The 16,271-nt window shown below is 38.4% G+C and carries 9 protein-coding genes; 6 read left to right on the forward strand and 3 right to left on the reverse strand.

The genetic code is table 11. The annotated features are described in order from the left end of the window. Positions 1 to 3 precede the first annotated feature (3 nt). The gene (locus tag H9N25_RS15615) at positions 4 to 492 is read right to left on the reverse strand and encodes a cytidine deaminase (RefSeq protein WP_167296873.1); all 489 of its coding nucleotides are present in this window, start codon (positions 490 to 492) and stop codon (positions 4 to 6) included. Positions 493 to 633: 141 nt separating this feature from the next. Here H9N25_RS15615 and H9N25_RS15620 point away from each other — a divergent pair, with 141 nt between their 5' ends. From H9N25_RS15620 to H9N25_RS15630, 3 genes are read left to right on the forward strand one after another with little or no spacing between them, the layout of a single operon-like run. Next, positions 634 to 5,625 carry a translocation/assembly module TamB domain-containing protein gene (locus H9N25_RS15620; RefSeq protein WP_190326489.1) on the forward strand — a complete coding sequence of 1,664 codons (4,992 nt, stop codon included), beginning with the start codon at positions 634 to 636 and terminating at the stop codon, positions 5,623 to 5,625. Then, positions 5,609 to 7,924, forward strand: a complete 2,316-nt coding sequence (gene tamL / locus H9N25_RS15625) for a translocation and assembly module lipoprotein TamL (RefSeq protein WP_169502839.1) — start codon at positions 5,609 to 5,611, stop codon at positions 7,922 to 7,924. The genes H9N25_RS15620 and tamL overlap by 17 nt, the downstream gene beginning before the upstream one ends. A gap of 7 nt (positions 7,925 to 7,931) precedes the next feature. Further along, a complete protein-coding gene (locus tag H9N25_RS15630; protein WP_167296876.1) occupies positions 7,932 to 8,963 on the forward strand; it encodes a YihY/virulence factor BrkB family protein in 1,032 nt (343 codons plus the stop codon). Positions 8,964 to 9,050: 87 nt separating this feature from the next. Here H9N25_RS15630 and H9N25_RS15635 read toward each other — a convergent pair whose 3' ends face one another. Then, positions 9,051 to 10,922: a DNA topoisomerase IV subunit B gene (locus H9N25_RS15635; RefSeq protein WP_167296877.1), complete on the reverse strand. Its 1,872-nt coding sequence runs from the start codon at positions 10,920 to 10,922 to the stop codon at positions 9,051 to 9,053. 348 nt (positions 10,923 to 11,270) lie between these two features. Between H9N25_RS15635 and H9N25_RS15640 the strand changes: the two genes are divergently transcribed. The 3 genes from H9N25_RS15640 (at position 11,271) to H9N25_RS15650 (ending at position 14,181) form a co-directional block, all read left to right on the forward strand. Further along, entirely contained in the window at positions 11,271 to 12,263 is a 993-nt protein-coding gene (locus tag H9N25_RS15640) for an APC family permease (protein ID WP_190326490.1), read from the forward strand. A 35-nt stretch (positions 12,264 to 12,298) separates the two neighbouring features. Then, complete coding sequence (locus H9N25_RS15645) at positions 12,299 to 12,607, forward strand: hypothetical protein (protein WP_190326491.1); 309 nt, start codon at positions 12,299 to 12,301, stop codon at positions 12,605 to 12,607. Positions 12,608 to 12,846: 239 nt separating this feature from the next. Next, a complete protein-coding gene (locus H9N25_RS15650; protein WP_190326492.1) occupies positions 12,847 to 14,181 on the forward strand; it encodes an MFS transporter in 1,335 nt (444 codons plus the stop codon). A gap of 367 nt (positions 14,182 to 14,548) precedes the next feature. On the opposite strand, the gene H9N25_RS15655 is transcribed toward H9N25_RS15650, so the two are convergent. After that, positions 14,549 to 16,261: a RagB/SusD family nutrient uptake outer membrane protein gene (locus H9N25_RS15655; protein WP_190326493.1), complete on the reverse strand. Its 1,713-nt coding sequence runs from the start codon at positions 16,259 to 16,261 to the stop codon at positions 14,549 to 14,551. Between the last annotated feature and the right edge of the window lie 10 nt (positions 16,262 to 16,271).

A 16,271-nucleotide genomic window follows, 5' to 3' on the forward strand; every position in this document is an offset into this window, starting at 1 on the left:
TCGTTACCGCTCCAATCGATCCTCAACAAAAGCAAAAGGCAGTAAACTTTTCACACTTGGCACTTTTAACACTTCTCCGTTTAGGCAATAAAAAATCACTTCAATTGGTGTATTTTGTTTACGTTCAAACTCTGCCATTACCTGTAAACAGCCTCCACAGGAGGTAATAGGTTTTAAAATCTCAAAATTGTCAGTTTGGGCAGTTATGGCCATACTTTCTATAACTGCATTTGGGTAGGTAGCACCAATGGTAAAAAGTGCAACACGCTCTGCACAAAGTCCTGATGGATAGGCTAAATTTTCTTGGTTACTGCCCAATATGGTTTCGCCAGAGGCCAAACGGATTGCCGTACCTACTCTAAACTTGGAATATGGGGAATAAGACGTATTTAAAGCCTGCTTTGCAAGTTCACAAAGCGTTCTATCTGCTGATGTTAATTCTATAATACTTTCGTATTGTTCAAAAGTTATATTTAGATTTATTGAATTCATTTGTAACCGATTATTAAACCGCCAATGTTAAATTTTTATAGCGGGCGAACAATTTAAGTTATTTTTTGTATTATTTAGTAAAAATCGCCGTAAAATTAATTTTAATGGCATGCATTTATCAAACACCAAACACACTTAGCTTTGAATAAATACGTACGCAAAAGTCTAAAAATTTTATTGTGGGTAATTGCTTCCATCATTATTCTGGTTGTTGGTTTAGCCCTATCTTTAAATATCCCGGCGGTTCAGAATTTTGTTAAAGAAAAAGCTATAAACTACCTTAAAAGCAAAACCAAAACTGAAGTAAGTTTAGAAAGCATTAAAATCGCCTTGCCAAAAGATGTGGTTTTAAACAAATTTTACATCGAAGACCGTAAAGGTGATACCTTATTGTATGCGGAAAAACTGGCCGTTGATATCAGTTTATTTAAACTGTTAAAAAACACCATAGAGGTTAACAATATTGAGCTGAAAAACATACGTGCAAATGTTAAGCGTATTAGTCCTGATACAACTTTCAACTTTTCGTTTCTGGTTGATGCTTTTATGAGCGATCAGAAAAAGACTGAAGAAAAAGTAGATAAAGACACTACCTCTACCCTTAAATTCTCTGTTGATAAAGTTTCTTTCGAAGATATAGGCATCAACTATCGTGATGATGTGGCGGGTAATGATGTAAAATTATATCTGGGTGCATTTAAAACCAAAATCAAAGATTTTGATCTGGCCAATCAGCATTATGTAATTAAAGAATTAAGTTTAGTGAACACTTCTTTACGTTATCTACAGCAAAAACCACTGGTACACCTGGTGCAGCATATTACCAATAGTGTTGATAGCAGTGAGAAAAAACAGGGAAAGTTACCATTAATAGAAGTGCAGAACTTCATTTTCAGTAAGGTAAAAGTAAATTACGACGATCAGCTATCCACTACCAAAGCTGTTGCCGACGTAAACGACCTGGGGTTGGTAAACCTGAAAGTAGATTTAACCAACAGTAAATATGCTGTTGATGATGCACATTTAAACAAATCAAATATTCTTTTTGCTTTTAAACCAGCACCAAGTAACGATTTAAAGAAAGTTAAAGATACGGTAGTGCCCGAAAAATCGCCTTTGGGTTTAATTATTAAGAATATCAGCTTAGCGGATAACCATGTACAATTCGATAATCTTGGCGCTAAACCTACCCCAAAAGGCATGGACTTTAACCACCTAAAAATTAACCAGCTCAATTTAGGCGCCAGTGATGTAAGTTACAGCGCTGCAGGTATAAAGGCCAATGTTAAAAATGGATCTTTAAAGGAAAAAAGTGGTTTCGTCTTGGATCAATTAAGAGGTGATGCAGTTTATAATGACAAACAGATCAAACTGAGCAATTTCATTTTAAAAACGCCTAACACTTCGATCGAAAATGCGACTGAATTAAATTTTACTTCGATGGAGGATTTAACCAAACATCCTGAACGCGTAAAATTGAATTTGGCTTTTAAGAACACCACCATCGGATTAAAAGATGCTGGCTTTTTCAGCGATGCCGTTCCAGCAAATTACCGTAACGAAAAAATAAAACTAACAGCAAATGTTAATGGTTATCTGAATAACCTGAATATCCCAAAACTGCAGATCAGTGGTTTGAAAAATACCCAGATTGATATTAGTGGAAGGGCAAAGGGACTGCCAGATATCAAGAAAACTTATCTCGATTTAAACATTAAAAAACTTCATGTTACCAAAGGAGATATCCTGGTGGCTGTACCTAAAAAATCTTTACCCCCAACAATCGAATTGCCAAACGTAATTGATGCTAAAGGTAATTTTAAGGGCTCAATGACCGATTTTAATGCCAACATGAACATTAATACCGATATGGGTGGTGCAGTTGTGGTAGCAGGAATGAAAGGTCCTAAAGGTAAAGAAAGTTATAAGGCAGACATTAGTTTAAATAACTTCAATGTAGGTAGACTCTTAAAAATGCAGCCAAAATTGGGTAGGATTTCGGTTAAAGCAAATGTTGCAGGTACAGGGCTCGATCCTAAAAAAATTAATGCAAAATTTAATGCAAAGGTTATTAGTGCTTACTATAATAAATATACCTATCGCAATTTAAGCCTTGCCGGCAATTACAGCAACCAGAACATCAGCATTAAAAGTAGCATGCCCGATAGCAATGCCAACTTTAATTTAGCTGCTAAAGTGAACATGACAGGTAAATATCCAGCGGTAAAAGCCGATTTAAATTTAAAACAGGTAAACCTACAGGCATTAAACTTTAGTCCAACGGTATTAAGTGCTGCAGGCATAGTTAAAGTAGACCTCGCCACTGCCGATGCCGATTATTTAAACGGATCGGTTGATATTACCAGCTTACAATTGGTAAAAGACAAACAAAAAATCAATGTAGATACGATTTCCATCCGGGCAAAATCGACCGCTACAGAAAATGAGCTGACCTTAAAATCTGAAATACTATCGGCTAAAATTGATGGCAAATACCAGCTCACCAAAGTAGGCGATGCCATTATCAACGAAATTAATAAATACTACGCCTTTGGTACCGTTGCTAAAGTTCCCGATCAGAGGTTAAGGTTTTTCGTACAAGTATATGATTCTAAATTATTAAAAGAATTTGTACCCGAGTTAACAGTATTCAAGCCGTCACAGTTTTATGGATTAATCGATACACAAAAAGATAGCTTACAGATTAAGGGAAATTTCCCGCAGGTGGTATATGGTGATTTTAAGGTAGATACCACCGTGTTAAACATCAATAACGACAACAGCAAATTAGGTTATAGTTTAACCGTTAAGCGTCTTCAAAGCCCATCTATTGCACTCTTCAATACCGAAGTAAGTGGCGAAGCAGCGAACAATAATTTGGGCGTAAATGTTTTCTTACGAGACAGGCAGCGTAAAAACAAATATGTAATTGGTGGTAATTTCCAATCTATTAACAAAGATTTTAAATTCACCCTCGATCCACAGAAACTTCTGCTCGACTACCAGAAATGGGTGGTTTCGCAAGATAATTATATCCAGTTCGGTGCCTCAGGTGTATTGGTTAATCAATTTCAGATCAGCAATAGCGGCCAATCACTTTCCATCAATAGTAATCCTACCGAAGCAAATGCGCCCTTGGCAGTAGAATTTAAAGATTTCCAACTAGAAACCTTAACCAAATTTGCAGAAACCGATACTACTTTGGTTGGTGGCCGTTTAAATGGAACAGCGAATGTTAAAGACCTGGCCAGCACACCAAAATTTGAAGCTAACTTAACCATCGATCAGTTACGTTACCAAAAAGATCAACTGGGTACCTTGCGCCTCGCTGTAAACAATAATACCGAAAATGCCTTCGAGGTAAATGTGGCGCTAACCGGCGTGCATGAGTTAAGGGTTAACGGCTTCTATTATACTGCACCAGAAAGCGCTTTGGATCTTACGGTAAACGTCGATAAGATTGAAATGAAAAACATCGAAAGTTTATCTGCAGGCCAGCTTAAAAACGGCACAGGTACCTTAACCGGGGCACTTACTGTTAAAGGCGCGCTAACAGCTCCGAAAATTCTAGGCGACTTAACCTTCAACAATGCAGGAATCAAAGTGGCTTATGTAAACTCATATTTCCGTATGCCGAATGAAAAAATATCGTTTACAAATGAAGGCATCAGTTTTAATAACTTTACACTAATTGATTCCCTAAATCAAAAAGCAACAGTAAACGGAAAGGTTTACACCACCGATTTTAAAAACTACCGCTTCGGTTTAGATATCCGAACAAACAATTTCAGGGCAATCAATTCTACCGCAGCCGATAACGATATGATTTATGGTACGGTGTTTTTAACCAGCAATGTTAAGGTGCGTGGAGATTTGAACCAACCAGATGTAAACATGAACATCAAGGTAAATAAGGGTACAAAATTTTTCTTTGCTTTACCTTCAAGTGATCCGGCAATTATTGATCAGGAAGGTATAGTGCAATTTATTGATGCCGATGCTCCTCCCTTTAACGGACAAAAAGCTTTAAAGGTTGACAGTATTAGCAAATCACCCATCAAAGGCTTAAACCTTGTGGCGGCAGTAACGGTCGACCCAGAAGCAGAACTAAACGTTGTGGTAGATCCATCTACTGGTGATAATTTAAAAGTTAGAGGTGATGCAGATTTAAATGTAACAATGGATCCTAGTGGTAAAATCAGTATGACCGGTAGGTACGAGATTGTTGATGGTTCATACAATTTAACACTGGCCGTTGTAAAAAAAGAATTTAAACTGGTTAAAGGGAGTACCATTGTGTGGACAGGCGAACCTACTTCTGCTACTGCAAATATTACGGCACTATACGAAGTTAACGCGGCACCTATCGATCTGTTAAATCAACCAGATCTTTACGAAGCCAGAACCAAATTGCCTTTCCAGGTTTATTTGATGATAAAAGGGGAATTGTTGAAACCTACGATTTCCTTTAAGCTCGATCTGCCAGAAAATGAGCGTGGGGCTTTAAGTGGTCAGGTTTATACCAAATTGATTAATGTAAACCGCGATGAGAGCGAATTGAACAAACAGGTTCTTTCTTTACTTGCCTTAAACCGGTTTATTGCAAACAACCCCTTCCAAAGTTTGGCGGGCGGCGGCGGCGGTGTTTCTACGCTTGCCCGTTCGAGTGTAAGTAAACTGTTAACCGAGCAATTGAATAATTTAACCTCCGATCTAATTCAGGGTGTTGATCTAAACTTCGGTGTAAATTCATCTGAAGATTATTCAACCGGCTCAATGCAGCAAAAAACGGATCTGGAAGTTGGCTTATCGAAAAAACTTTTAAACGACAGGCTAACCGTTAGTGTAGGAAGCTCTTTTGCATTAGAAGGGCCACAGGCTCCAGGAGAAAAATCGACCAATATTGCGGGGAATGTAAACGTAGAATATGCGCTTTCTGCTGATGGACGCTACCGTTTAAGGGCCTATCGCCGAAACCAGAACGATATGATTGTACAAGGGCAGATTGTTGAAACAGGCCTGGGCTTTACACTAGTAGTAGATTACAATAAATTTAGAGAGATTTTCCAAAAGAAAAGGATCAGAAGAATAAGAAACATTGAACAGAAAGCACAAGATGAGAAAACTAATTAGACCGCTTTTATTTTTATTGGCCTGTTTAGTTTGGGCAGCTTGCAGCAGTACCAAATCTTTAAAACCAGGCCAGATTTTGTATACCGGTGCTGAGGTAAAAATCAATCCTGATTCATCCGGAAAAATTGATAATGAAAAACAGGTTAAAACCGATCTGGAAGCTAAAACAAGGCCACGTCCCAATAAATCTATTTTGGGTATAAAATTTAAACTGGGCATTTACAATCTTGCTGGCGAACCCAAAAAGCCAAAAGGTTTTAGAAACTGGTTGCGCAGACAAGGAGAAGCCCCAGTGTTATTGAACGATGTAAAACTGAAATACAACAACGATGTATTATCCAGTTACCTCATTAGCGAAGGATATTTACAGGCAAATGTTACCGGCGATACCGTTATTAAAGAAAAAAAGGGTAAGGCCATTTATACTGCGGTTACTGGGCAAAGGTATAAAATCAACAAAATTAATTTCCCGCCAGATACAGGAGTACTCACAAAAATCATTAATGCAAACAAAGACAAAACCTTGCTAAAAGTTGGCGATTATTATGATATCGATACCTATAAAAATGAGCGGATCAGGATTGATAACGATTTAAAAGAAAATGGCTATTTCTATTTCAGTCCAGATTATTTAATTATGCAGGTAGATAGTACCATTGGTAAAAACCTGGTTAATGTTTCGGTTAAGGTAAAAGATATCGCTCCTGATGCGGCATTAAAGCCTTATACCATTAAAAATATTAACATATATCCTAACTATTCTTTAAGGAGAGATAATACATTAAGAAAGTTAAAACCACTTCAGTATAATGATTTCAATATATTCGATGACCGAAACACCTTTAAACCAAGGCTTTTCGACCGCTTGGTGTTCTTCCAAAAAGGCGAACCTTATAACCGTAAAGATCATAACCAATCGTTAAACCGAATGGTAAATGTAGGTGCATTTCAAGATGTGAGGGCCGAATTTTTACCAGTTGATAGTTTCAAAAACAATCAGCTTGATCTGAACATTTATTTAACACCTTTAAAGAAAAATTCACTTACCTTTTCTGTTACCGGAACAAGTAAATCAAACAATTTTGTCGGCTCAGAGGTAAAAGTTACACAAACCACCAGAAACCTATTTAGAAATGCCGAACAGTTAGACATCAGTTTAAGTGGTGGTTTCGAAACACAAACCAAAGGAACTTCATTAGGCAAAAACTCTTTGTCGTTAACCGCCGAAGGAAAACTGACCTTTCCCAGGTTTATTGTGCCATTTTACAAACCGAATAGTACCAATGCCTTTATCCCGAAAACCATTGCCTCGCTTTCTTACCAAATGCTTAACCGTGGTTCTGAATATACCTTACATGCATTTAAGGGGCAATATGGTTACAACTTTAAAGAGAATCAGTACAAAGAGCATAATTTCAACCCAATATCAGTAAGTTATGTTTCTACTTCTTTTCCATCTGACACGACTGAGGAGAGAATATACGAACAAAATCCACTCTTAAGAACTACGTTAGAAAGTCAGTTTATTATTGGTAGCAATTATAATTTCACCTATACCAACCAGATGGAAGATAGCCGGAGAAATAACACCTATTTCTTTGGAGGATTAGAAACCGGAGGTAATGTTTGGGGGTTATTTACCCCAAAGGATGAAAATGGTCAACGATCTATCTTTAACAAACCGTTAACGCAGTTTATCAGAGTAGAAGCCGATTTAAGAGACTATTATAAAATTACCAGAAACTTAATCTGGGCAAACAGGTTAAACTTAGGTTATGGTTATGCTTATGGAAACTCCAGCTCAATGCCATTTGTTAAACAGTTTTTTGCAGGCGGCAGTAACGATATCAGGGCTTTTCCGGCCAGAACACTAGGGCCGGGTACTTATAAAGTTCGAGATGATGCTATTTTTGCCGATCAGGGTGGTGATATTAAGTTAATGCTCAACTCAGAACTGCGTTTTAAGATAGTGAGCGTACTTTATGGAGCACTGTTTGTAGATGCCGGAAATATCTGGCTAAGGAAAGAAGATCTTGGAGAACCTGGCAAACCAGAGACGGCAAGACTTGGATCTGGTTTTAAGCTGAAAAATGCTTTTAATGAACTGGCTGTTGGTACGGGTGCAGGCTTACGGGTAGATGTGAGCATTTTTGTAGTCCGTTTAGATGTGGCTTTTCCTGTACGTAAACCATACTTACCAGAAGGACAAAGATGGGTATTTAATGATATCGCATTCGGGAATAAGGATTGGCGTAAACAGAATTTAATTTTTAACATTGGGATAGGATATCCTTTTTAATTTTTCGATGAAAAGAGTAAGAGTATTACATAAAATCAAATATTTTTTTGTTGCCATTTATCACCTTTTTATAGCCGCAGGAAAAGGTTTTATGGAAGATAGGGTAACTAAATTAAGTGCTTCACTTGCTTATTACACCATTTTTTCGCTTACACCGCTTATTATAATCCTCCTCTCTGCCGCCACTCTATTTTTGGGTGATAAAAAAAATGAGGAAACACGGGGGAAATTTTTTGGTCAGGTTACCGAATTAGTGGGTAAAGATGCGGCGGGCCAGATCCAGGGTTTTGTAGAACATGCCAACAAAACAGGTCAATCAACATTTAGTTTAGTAGTGGGAATTGTTGCACTTATTATCGGATCGACCGCTATTTTTATTGAAATACAGGATAGCATCAATATGATCTGGAAAGTAAAAGCTGTGCCCAAAAAAGGTTGGCTAAAAATGCTTTCTAACAGGTTATTGTCTTTTTCTTTAATCGTGTCGATGGGCTTCCTGTTACTGGTATCATTGGTTGTAAACAGTGTAGTGGTGGGTTTGGGTTCTAAATTGGCCAATCTGCTTTCGCAAAGCAATATAAACGAAGTGATTCCGGTTGCAAATGATACCATGGCATTGTTGATTTATATTTTAAACAATGTAATTACATTAGCTGCCGTAACGGCTGTATTTGCAGTGATATTTAAAGTATTACCAGACGTTATCATCCGATGGAAATCGGCAATAATTGGCGCTTTATTCACGGCTGTTCTGTTCAGTTTAGGTAAATATCTGATCGGGATTTATATTGAAAAAGGTAATCCAGGTTCGGCCTTTGGTGCAGCCAGTTCAATCATCGTTATTTTATTGTGGATTTATTATACTTCTATTATACTCTACTTCGGCGCAGAATTTACACAGGCTTATGCCGAAAAGTACGATAATGGCATTTCACCCAGTAAGTATGCCGTATTTACCAAAATTACTATTGTAGAAAAAAAGGTAGATGTATTGCCCCCACAACACCCGGAAGATACCGTAAAAGTACCTAAAGAATAAGTCGGTCGTCATCCTGAACTTGTTTCAGGATCTTTTCTACGCAACGCATTAATTAAGAAGTCAAGTTTTAAAAACTTGAATCTTTTTTTATGCTACTTCTTCCGTAATCACTTTAGGCTCTTCAGTTACTTCATCCTTCTCTATTCTTAGGTTACGGATAATGTGCTGTTGCCTGTCTGGCGTGTTTTTACCCATGTAATATTCCAGCAAACTTTTAATCGTTTGATCCTTCAAAATAACAGGGTCTAACCTGATATCTTTCCCGATAAATAACCCAAATTCATCAGGAGAAATTTCTCCTAAACCCTTAAATCGGGTAATTTCTGGTTTATTACCCAGTTTTTCGATTGCATTTTTACGTTCTTCGTCACTGTAGCAATAAATGGTTTCCTTTTTATTGCGCACCCTAAAAAGCGGTGTCTGCAAAATATAAACATGGCCTGCTTTTACCAGATCAGGGAAAAATTGAAGAAAGAAAGTCATCATCAGCAAACGGATGTGCATACCATCCACGTCGGCATCTGTAGCAATAACGATATTATTATAGTGTAAGCCATCTAAACCATCTTCGATATTTAAAGCGTGTTGCAGTAGGTTAAACTCTTCATTTTCATACACCACTTTTTTTGTCAGCTCGTAACAATTTAGCGGCTTCCCCTTTAAACTGAACACCGCCTGGGTATCTACATCACGCGATTTTGTGATTGAGCCTGAAGCTGAATCGCCCTCAGTAATAAATAAGGTGGTTTCGTAACGTTTCTCGTGCGTAGTATTAAAATGCACCTTACAATCTCGCAGTTTTTTATTGTGTAACGAAGCTTTTTTGGCCCTGTCATTAGCCAGTTTTTTAATTCCTGCAATATCTTTACGCTCCCGTTCCGATTGAATAATGCGTTTTAAAAGTGCATCAGCAACGTCAGGATGTTTGTGCAGGTAATCATCAAGCTCTTTTTTAACAAAATCGTTAATAAAAGTAGCAACCGATGGACCTTCAGGCCCCATGTTCTGTGAGCCTAGTTTTGTTTTAGTCTGCGATTCGAAAACAGGCTCCTGTACGCGCACAGAAATTGCCGCTATAATAGATGAACGCACATCGGCTGCATCAAACTCTTTTTTGAAAAACTCCCGAACGGTTTTCACTACCGCAGCTCTAAATGCCGCCTGGTGGGTTCCACCCTGTGTAGTGTGTTGTCCATTCACAAAAGAGTGGTAATCTTCGCCATACTGTTGACCATGGGTCATGGCAATTTCGATATCTGGCCCAATCATATGGATAATCGGGTAACGAATTTCTTCCGGCTTATTAAATTTAGAAAGCAAATCGTATAGACCTCTTTCCGAAAAATATTTCTGGTTATTGAAATTTATAGTTAAACCAGTATTTAAGAACACGTAGTTCCAAACCATACTCTCTACAAAATCAGGAATGTAGTGGTAGTTTCTGAAAATGGTTTCATCCGGATAAAAAGTAATGGCTGTACCGTTACGCTGAGTAGTATCAATAACGGGTTGTTCGTTTACAATTTCTCCTTTAGAGAATTCTACCTTTTTTGTTTTTCCATCACGGTACGATTGTACGGTAAAACTGGTGGAAAGCGCGTTAACTGCCTTGGTACCCACACCATTTAAACCTACCGATTTTTGGAAGGCATTACTATCATATTTACCGCCGGTATTTATTTTGCTTACACAATCGATTACCTTACCCAATGGTATACCACGGCCGTAATCGCGTACATTCACTTTTTGCTCCGAAAGCGTAATTTCGATGGTTTTTCCGGTACCCATTACAAACTCATCGATAGAGTTATCTACAATTTCTTTTAGCAAAACATAAATACCATCGTCTTGAGCAGAACCATCGCCAAGTTTACCAATGTACATCCCCGGACGAAGCCTGATGTGCTCTTTCCAATCTAATGAACGAATACTGTCGTCGTTATAAACTACTTCTGCCATACTGTTTTTATCTGTTCTTCAATGAAAACCCCTGCATTTTTGGTTTGCAAAGCGATGAAGAATTTGTAGAAATAACCCTGATGATTGAAATAAAAATATTTTTAAATACGTTCTTCAGAATTATTATACAATAATAGATTTATTCTTTGAGGCTCGCAAAAGAAAATTTCCACATGTAAACAATGGATGGCGAGGTTTCATTTGTTTATCGGTTTAATTACCTTTGAAAACTGCCAATCGGCAATTGTCAACTGATTATGTTCATAGTCTCTTTTCCATCTTACATCATTCTCTCACTCAATCATTCAAATTTCCCTATCTTCAACCCAATATTCATAATTCTATTTAATGCAACAAAAGAAGCAACTTTCGCTATTCGATTTATCCATGATTGTGGTGAGTTTGGTTATTGGAATGGGGGTATTCCGTACGCCTGTAAATGTAGCGGCGAAAGCACAGATTCCGGAGTTATTTTACCTGGCCTGGTTTATTGGTGGCTTTGTGGCTTTTTGCGGTGCATTAACCTATGCCGAAATTGGTTCGCGTTTTCCGGTAACAGGCGGGTATTACAAAATATTTTCAGCGGCTTATCACCCTTCTATTGCTTTCGCCATTAACTGTATCGTTATTATTTCGAGCGCCGCATCTGTAGCGGCAATTTCAATTATTGGTGCAGAATACCTGAGCAAAATTATTTTACCTATCGATAAACAGAATGAAACCTACCGCGTTACCATTGCCATTACCACCATTTTGGTATTTTATTTCATTAATCTGTTAGGCTTAAAAGCGAGTGCTAAAACACAAAATGTGTTAACGGTAATTAAAATTGGAATGATTTTAACACTCATCTGCGCTGTATTTTTCGGCGGAAAAACACAAACCATTACGCCAATTTTTAAAACAGCAAACAGCACTTTACCAACCTGGTCTGATTACGGAAAAGCATTAGGTTTATGTTTAATTGCCGTTTCTTTCTCTTATGCGGGTTATGCGCAGACCATTAATTTTGGTGGCGAGGTTAAAGAAGCCAAGAAAGTAATCCCGCGTTCCATCATTATCGGCTTAACTATTATTGTGATCCTTTATTTGGCTATTAACTACGTATACGTAAAGGTTATCGGCTTCGAAGAATTAAAATCAGCAGAAAGTATAGCGGCGATATTAGCCTCGAAAATATTTGGTCCGGCAGGATTCAACGCCCTTTCTGTAATTATTTTTTTCTCGGTAATGGGTTATGTAAATGTAAACCTATTGAGCAACCCTAGGGCAATGTTTGCCATGGGCGAAGAAGGTGCCCTGCCAAAAATATTCAGCAGAATAAATAAAAAACAGCGGTAATTACCATTAGCTTAACAGTTTTTACATTAATTGCCGTGGTAATTATTTTCTATGCCAAAACCTTCGACAAGATTCTAAACTATACCATTTTCCTGGAAAGCATTAGCATGGCCAGTTCTGCAGCCACGATTTTCATCCTCAGAAAAAGAACAGCACATCTTGATAAAAAAACCATCTATACTGTTCCTTTATATCCTATATTGCCTATCATATTTATTGCCGCTTATACCTTTGTTGCCTTCAGTATTTATGCTGATGATCAAAATGCGGCATTAAATGGTTTATATATTTTTATTGGCTTTCTGGCGGTTTATTTTGTGAGCAAATGGTTTAAGAAAAAATAATTGTTCGCGGATCGTCATTCCCAACTTGATTGGGAATCCTAATGCAATAAGCTTTAAGATTCCCGCCTGCGCGGGAATGACGCCAGATCTTTACAATTTGCTAAAGGCAGACCTAAGTAAAATAAATCTGATTGGAATGAACATGAAGCGCAGCGGAATAAAATGGAAAGCAGGACTGATTTAACCAATTAACACAGAAACCTGCTTTACAAAAAACATAAAAGAACTTAAAATAATTAATGAACAAAACACTCTCCTTAAAACAAGAAATTGCTTACGCTGCAGGTATGATTGGTTGGAGCACGATGACAAATATTATCATCGTAATGCTTCCTTATTTCTATTTGCCGCCAAGCAATGCTGGCCTGCCACCTTTGGTACCACAACTCGTTTTATTGGGTGCATTTAATATTCTTTCTATTATTGCTGCCTCAGGTAGATTGGTAGATGCCATTTACGACCCCTTTATTGCATCTAAAAGCGATGCAAGCACCAATAAAAATGGCCGTAGAATGCCTTTTATGAAATGGGCTATTATCCCAGCAATGCTTTTCTGCGGACTGGTTTTCTATCCGGTCCAAAAAACCGAAAGCCTGCACAATGCCTGGTGGTTAACCATTACGCTTTGTTTGTTTTTTGTATCGGTTACCACTTATATTATCCCCTATAACGCTTTACTGGCAGAAGTAACCAATACGCCAAGACAGAAAGTTAAGCTGTCCAGCTATCAGCAGGTGGGCTTTGTCATCGGCATTATTTTATCGGCTTGCACCAACAATTTTGCTGATCTCGTTGAAGACAATTTCCATGTAGCCAACCGTAGCGAGGCTATCCAGATTGCCATATGGGGTTTATGCATTTTATCGGGCCTGGTGATGTTATTACCGATTTTTTTCATCAACGAAAAAGAATTTTCGACGGCCAAACCTACCCATATACCTTTATGGCCTGCAATAAGGAGTACCTTTAAAAACAGCAATTTTAAATATTACCTGATCTCTGATTTTGCTTTTTATACCGCATTGAGTATTATATCAAGCGGTTTATTGTTTTTCTGCACCGTTTTATTGGGACTGCCAGAATCAGAAGGTGGAAAATTTATGGGTGCCATGGTTTTGGCTTCCTTGCTATTTTACCCGCTGGTTAATTTTGGCTCTGCTAAAATTGGTAAAAAACCTTTTGTATTACTGGCCTTCGGTGTACTTTGCTTAATCTTTGTAACCATTTTCTTTTTGGGCAAATTACCATTAGGTCCGCATACACAGATTTACATCCTGGTACTATCCGCTTCTTTTCCTTTAGCGGCGCTCGGTATTTTACCCACGGCGATCTTAGCCGATATTGCCCAAAGAGATACTTTAGAAACGGGTGAAAACCAAGAAGGTATGTTTTTCGCCGTGAAATACCTTTTTGTAAAACTCGGCCAAACCTTAGGCATAGCTATTTTCGCCATGCTTACCATTTACGGCAAAGATCCAGGAAACGATTTCGGGTTACGATTGAATGGAATTGTAGGTTTCGGACTTTGCTTAATTGCCCTATTGTTTTTTAGTAGGTTTAAGGAGGAGAAATAGTTACGTAGTTGCTCTATTACGCCCAATTTTGATTTTTTATAGGAAAGCAATTTCTGTGCTGCTTCGGTTACAGTCGCCCCGCCCTCTGCTTAATCCCGATAAAAGAACCTATAAATTAAACCATTCCTAAATCGGGATAACGCTGTTGGTCGGGTTTATTTTACTCCCGATAGTAGCAGTATTTCAGCCGCCCTGTCCCGTACCAAAGCCTATCGTGTGGATACATCTCTTGTTAGTTCTATTATTTGTTTTTAATACACATTCCTAAGGCGATCGTCATGCTCCAAACTTTGTATATTCATAGTATAAAATACATTCGCGAAGCAATGTTCATGATCACCGCTCCGCTCATGTACTCGTTTATAACCTAATAACCCGGGCTTTGTTTTAGGGTACCATTACTTCTATCAATCTGATCTTGAGGTAAAGGAAAATAATCATCCCTGGTTTCGATGGTAATGCCTTTTAAGTAGTTAAAGTAGCCACCTTCAAAAGAAAAATAACTCTCGAGGGTTTGTTTGGCTATACCCCAACGCACAAGGTCGAAAAACCGATGGCCTTCCATTGCCAATTCCAATCTGCGTTCGAAACGCACCGCATTTCTGGCGTAGGTATCATTTGGAAATGAGATGTACTGGCTAACTTTGTAGGCCGCCGCCGGCGTTCCATTTATATCACGAGGGGTTATTTTAGCTGCCCTGGCCCTTACTGCGTTTACCAAAGTTAAGGCCCTGGGCAAATCGCCTTTTTCTACCGCACATTCTGCCGCCATCAGATAAACATCAGCTAAGCGGATCAGGTTTACGTTTAATCCGGTTACATTAGAACTCCCCGGGGCTGTTCCGCTCGAAATCTGCGAAGCATCAATGGTATTCTTAACAGCCAGAAAAGGGCCGCCATTGCTGGCATCGCGAATCCAGGTATCGCCAGGCATTAAACCCCAATCGCGATATGGAACGCCACGTCTTCCTATTGTCGATTCGATTCGTGGATCTAAAGCTAAAGTCTTATCTACTGCATAATTTGTTTTATCCGTTCCGGTTAATCCATAATCAGATTTATATGGATTAGTCCGATAGCTGCCATCCAGTAGCGGTAAGCCAAGGGCATCTACCTTAAAGGAGTTGGCCAGATCTATGGTTGGCTGGAAGAAACCACAACAGTTAATCGGCGCATTGCCGTACGGGAAGTTAAGCATATCGCCTACATTCCCATTATCTCCGCCAGTACCATCGGTTCCAACTGAATGTTGAACAGACATAATCGTTTCAGGTCCGTCTTCTTTGGTAATATCAAAATTATCAGTATAAGGCATATCAACCAAGCTCGGCTTTGCCAAAATTACGGCATTCAACAAGTCATAAGCTTCAGTATATTTCTTTTGGTATAAAAATACCTTGCCAAGATAAGCCTGAGCAGCATATTTATCTACCCTACCTTTTTGATTTTTTGGTTTGGTTATACTTAAATTGGCTACGGCAAACTGAAGATCATCTACAATATTAGGATAAATGTCTTTATCATTAGGAACAAAAGTACCGCTATTGGCCTCGGTAACATAAGGTACCATTTTAAATATACGAACCAAAAAGAAATAATAATGTCCGCGTAACAATCTGGCTTCGCCTTGAATTTCTTTTGCACGGGCATCATCAAATTTGGTCGATCCCGAACCTGCCTGTAAGCTAGCAAGGACTTTTAAAGTACGGTTACAGCGTTGAATTCCTTCAAAACATCTGTTCCAGATATTCGATAAATTATCATTTGTGCTGGTTGGCGAATGCTGTTCAATGGCATTCATAGGCGGCTGATCTCCTGTGCTACTCCCTTTATGCGCATTATCAGATGCAACCTCGCCAAATAACCATTGGCTTGGTGCGGCACCATAATTACCCCATGTTCCGTCTAAATTACCATTAAGTAAACTATAGGAGCCTATTAAAAGTCCTTCAACCCCCTCCTGGCTCATTAACTGTTCCTCGGTGAGTTCGCCCTGCGGTTGCAATGCTAAAAAATCCTTCTTGCAGGAAAAAGTACTGCAAATTAATAAGGAAAGAAGAATATATTTTATATGTTTCATTTTGATAACT

It is taken from the genome of Pedobacter riviphilus (assembly GCF_014692875.1).
Lineage (GTDB): Bacteria > Bacteroidota > Bacteroidia > Sphingobacteriales > Sphingobacteriaceae > Pedobacter > Pedobacter riviphilus.

Coding starts and splice junctions, on each gene's coding strand:
- H9N25_RS15615 (WP_167296873.1), bottom strand. CDS start 492: ATGAATTCAATAAATCTAAATATAACTTTTGAACAATACGAAAGTATT.
- tamL (WP_169502839.1), top strand. CDS start 5,609: ATGAGAAAACTAATTAGACCGCTTTTATTTTTATTGGCCTGTTTAGTT.
- H9N25_RS15630 (WP_167296876.1), top strand. CDS start 7,932: ATGAAAAGAGTAAGAGTATTACATAAAATCAAATATTTTTTTGTTGCC.
- H9N25_RS15635 (WP_167296877.1), bottom strand. CDS start 10,922: ATGGCAGAAGTAGTTTATAACGACGACAGTATTCGTTCATTAGATTGG.
- H9N25_RS15640 (WP_190326490.1), top strand. CDS start 11,271: ATGCAACAAAAGAAGCAACTTTCGCTATTCGATTTATCCATGATTGTG.
- H9N25_RS15650 (WP_190326492.1), top strand. CDS start 12,847: ATGAACAAAACACTCTCCTTAAAACAAGAAATTGCTTACGCTGCAGGT.
- H9N25_RS15655 (WP_190326493.1), bottom strand. CDS start 16,261: ATGAAACATATAAAATATATTCTTCTTTCCTTATTAATTTGCAGTACT.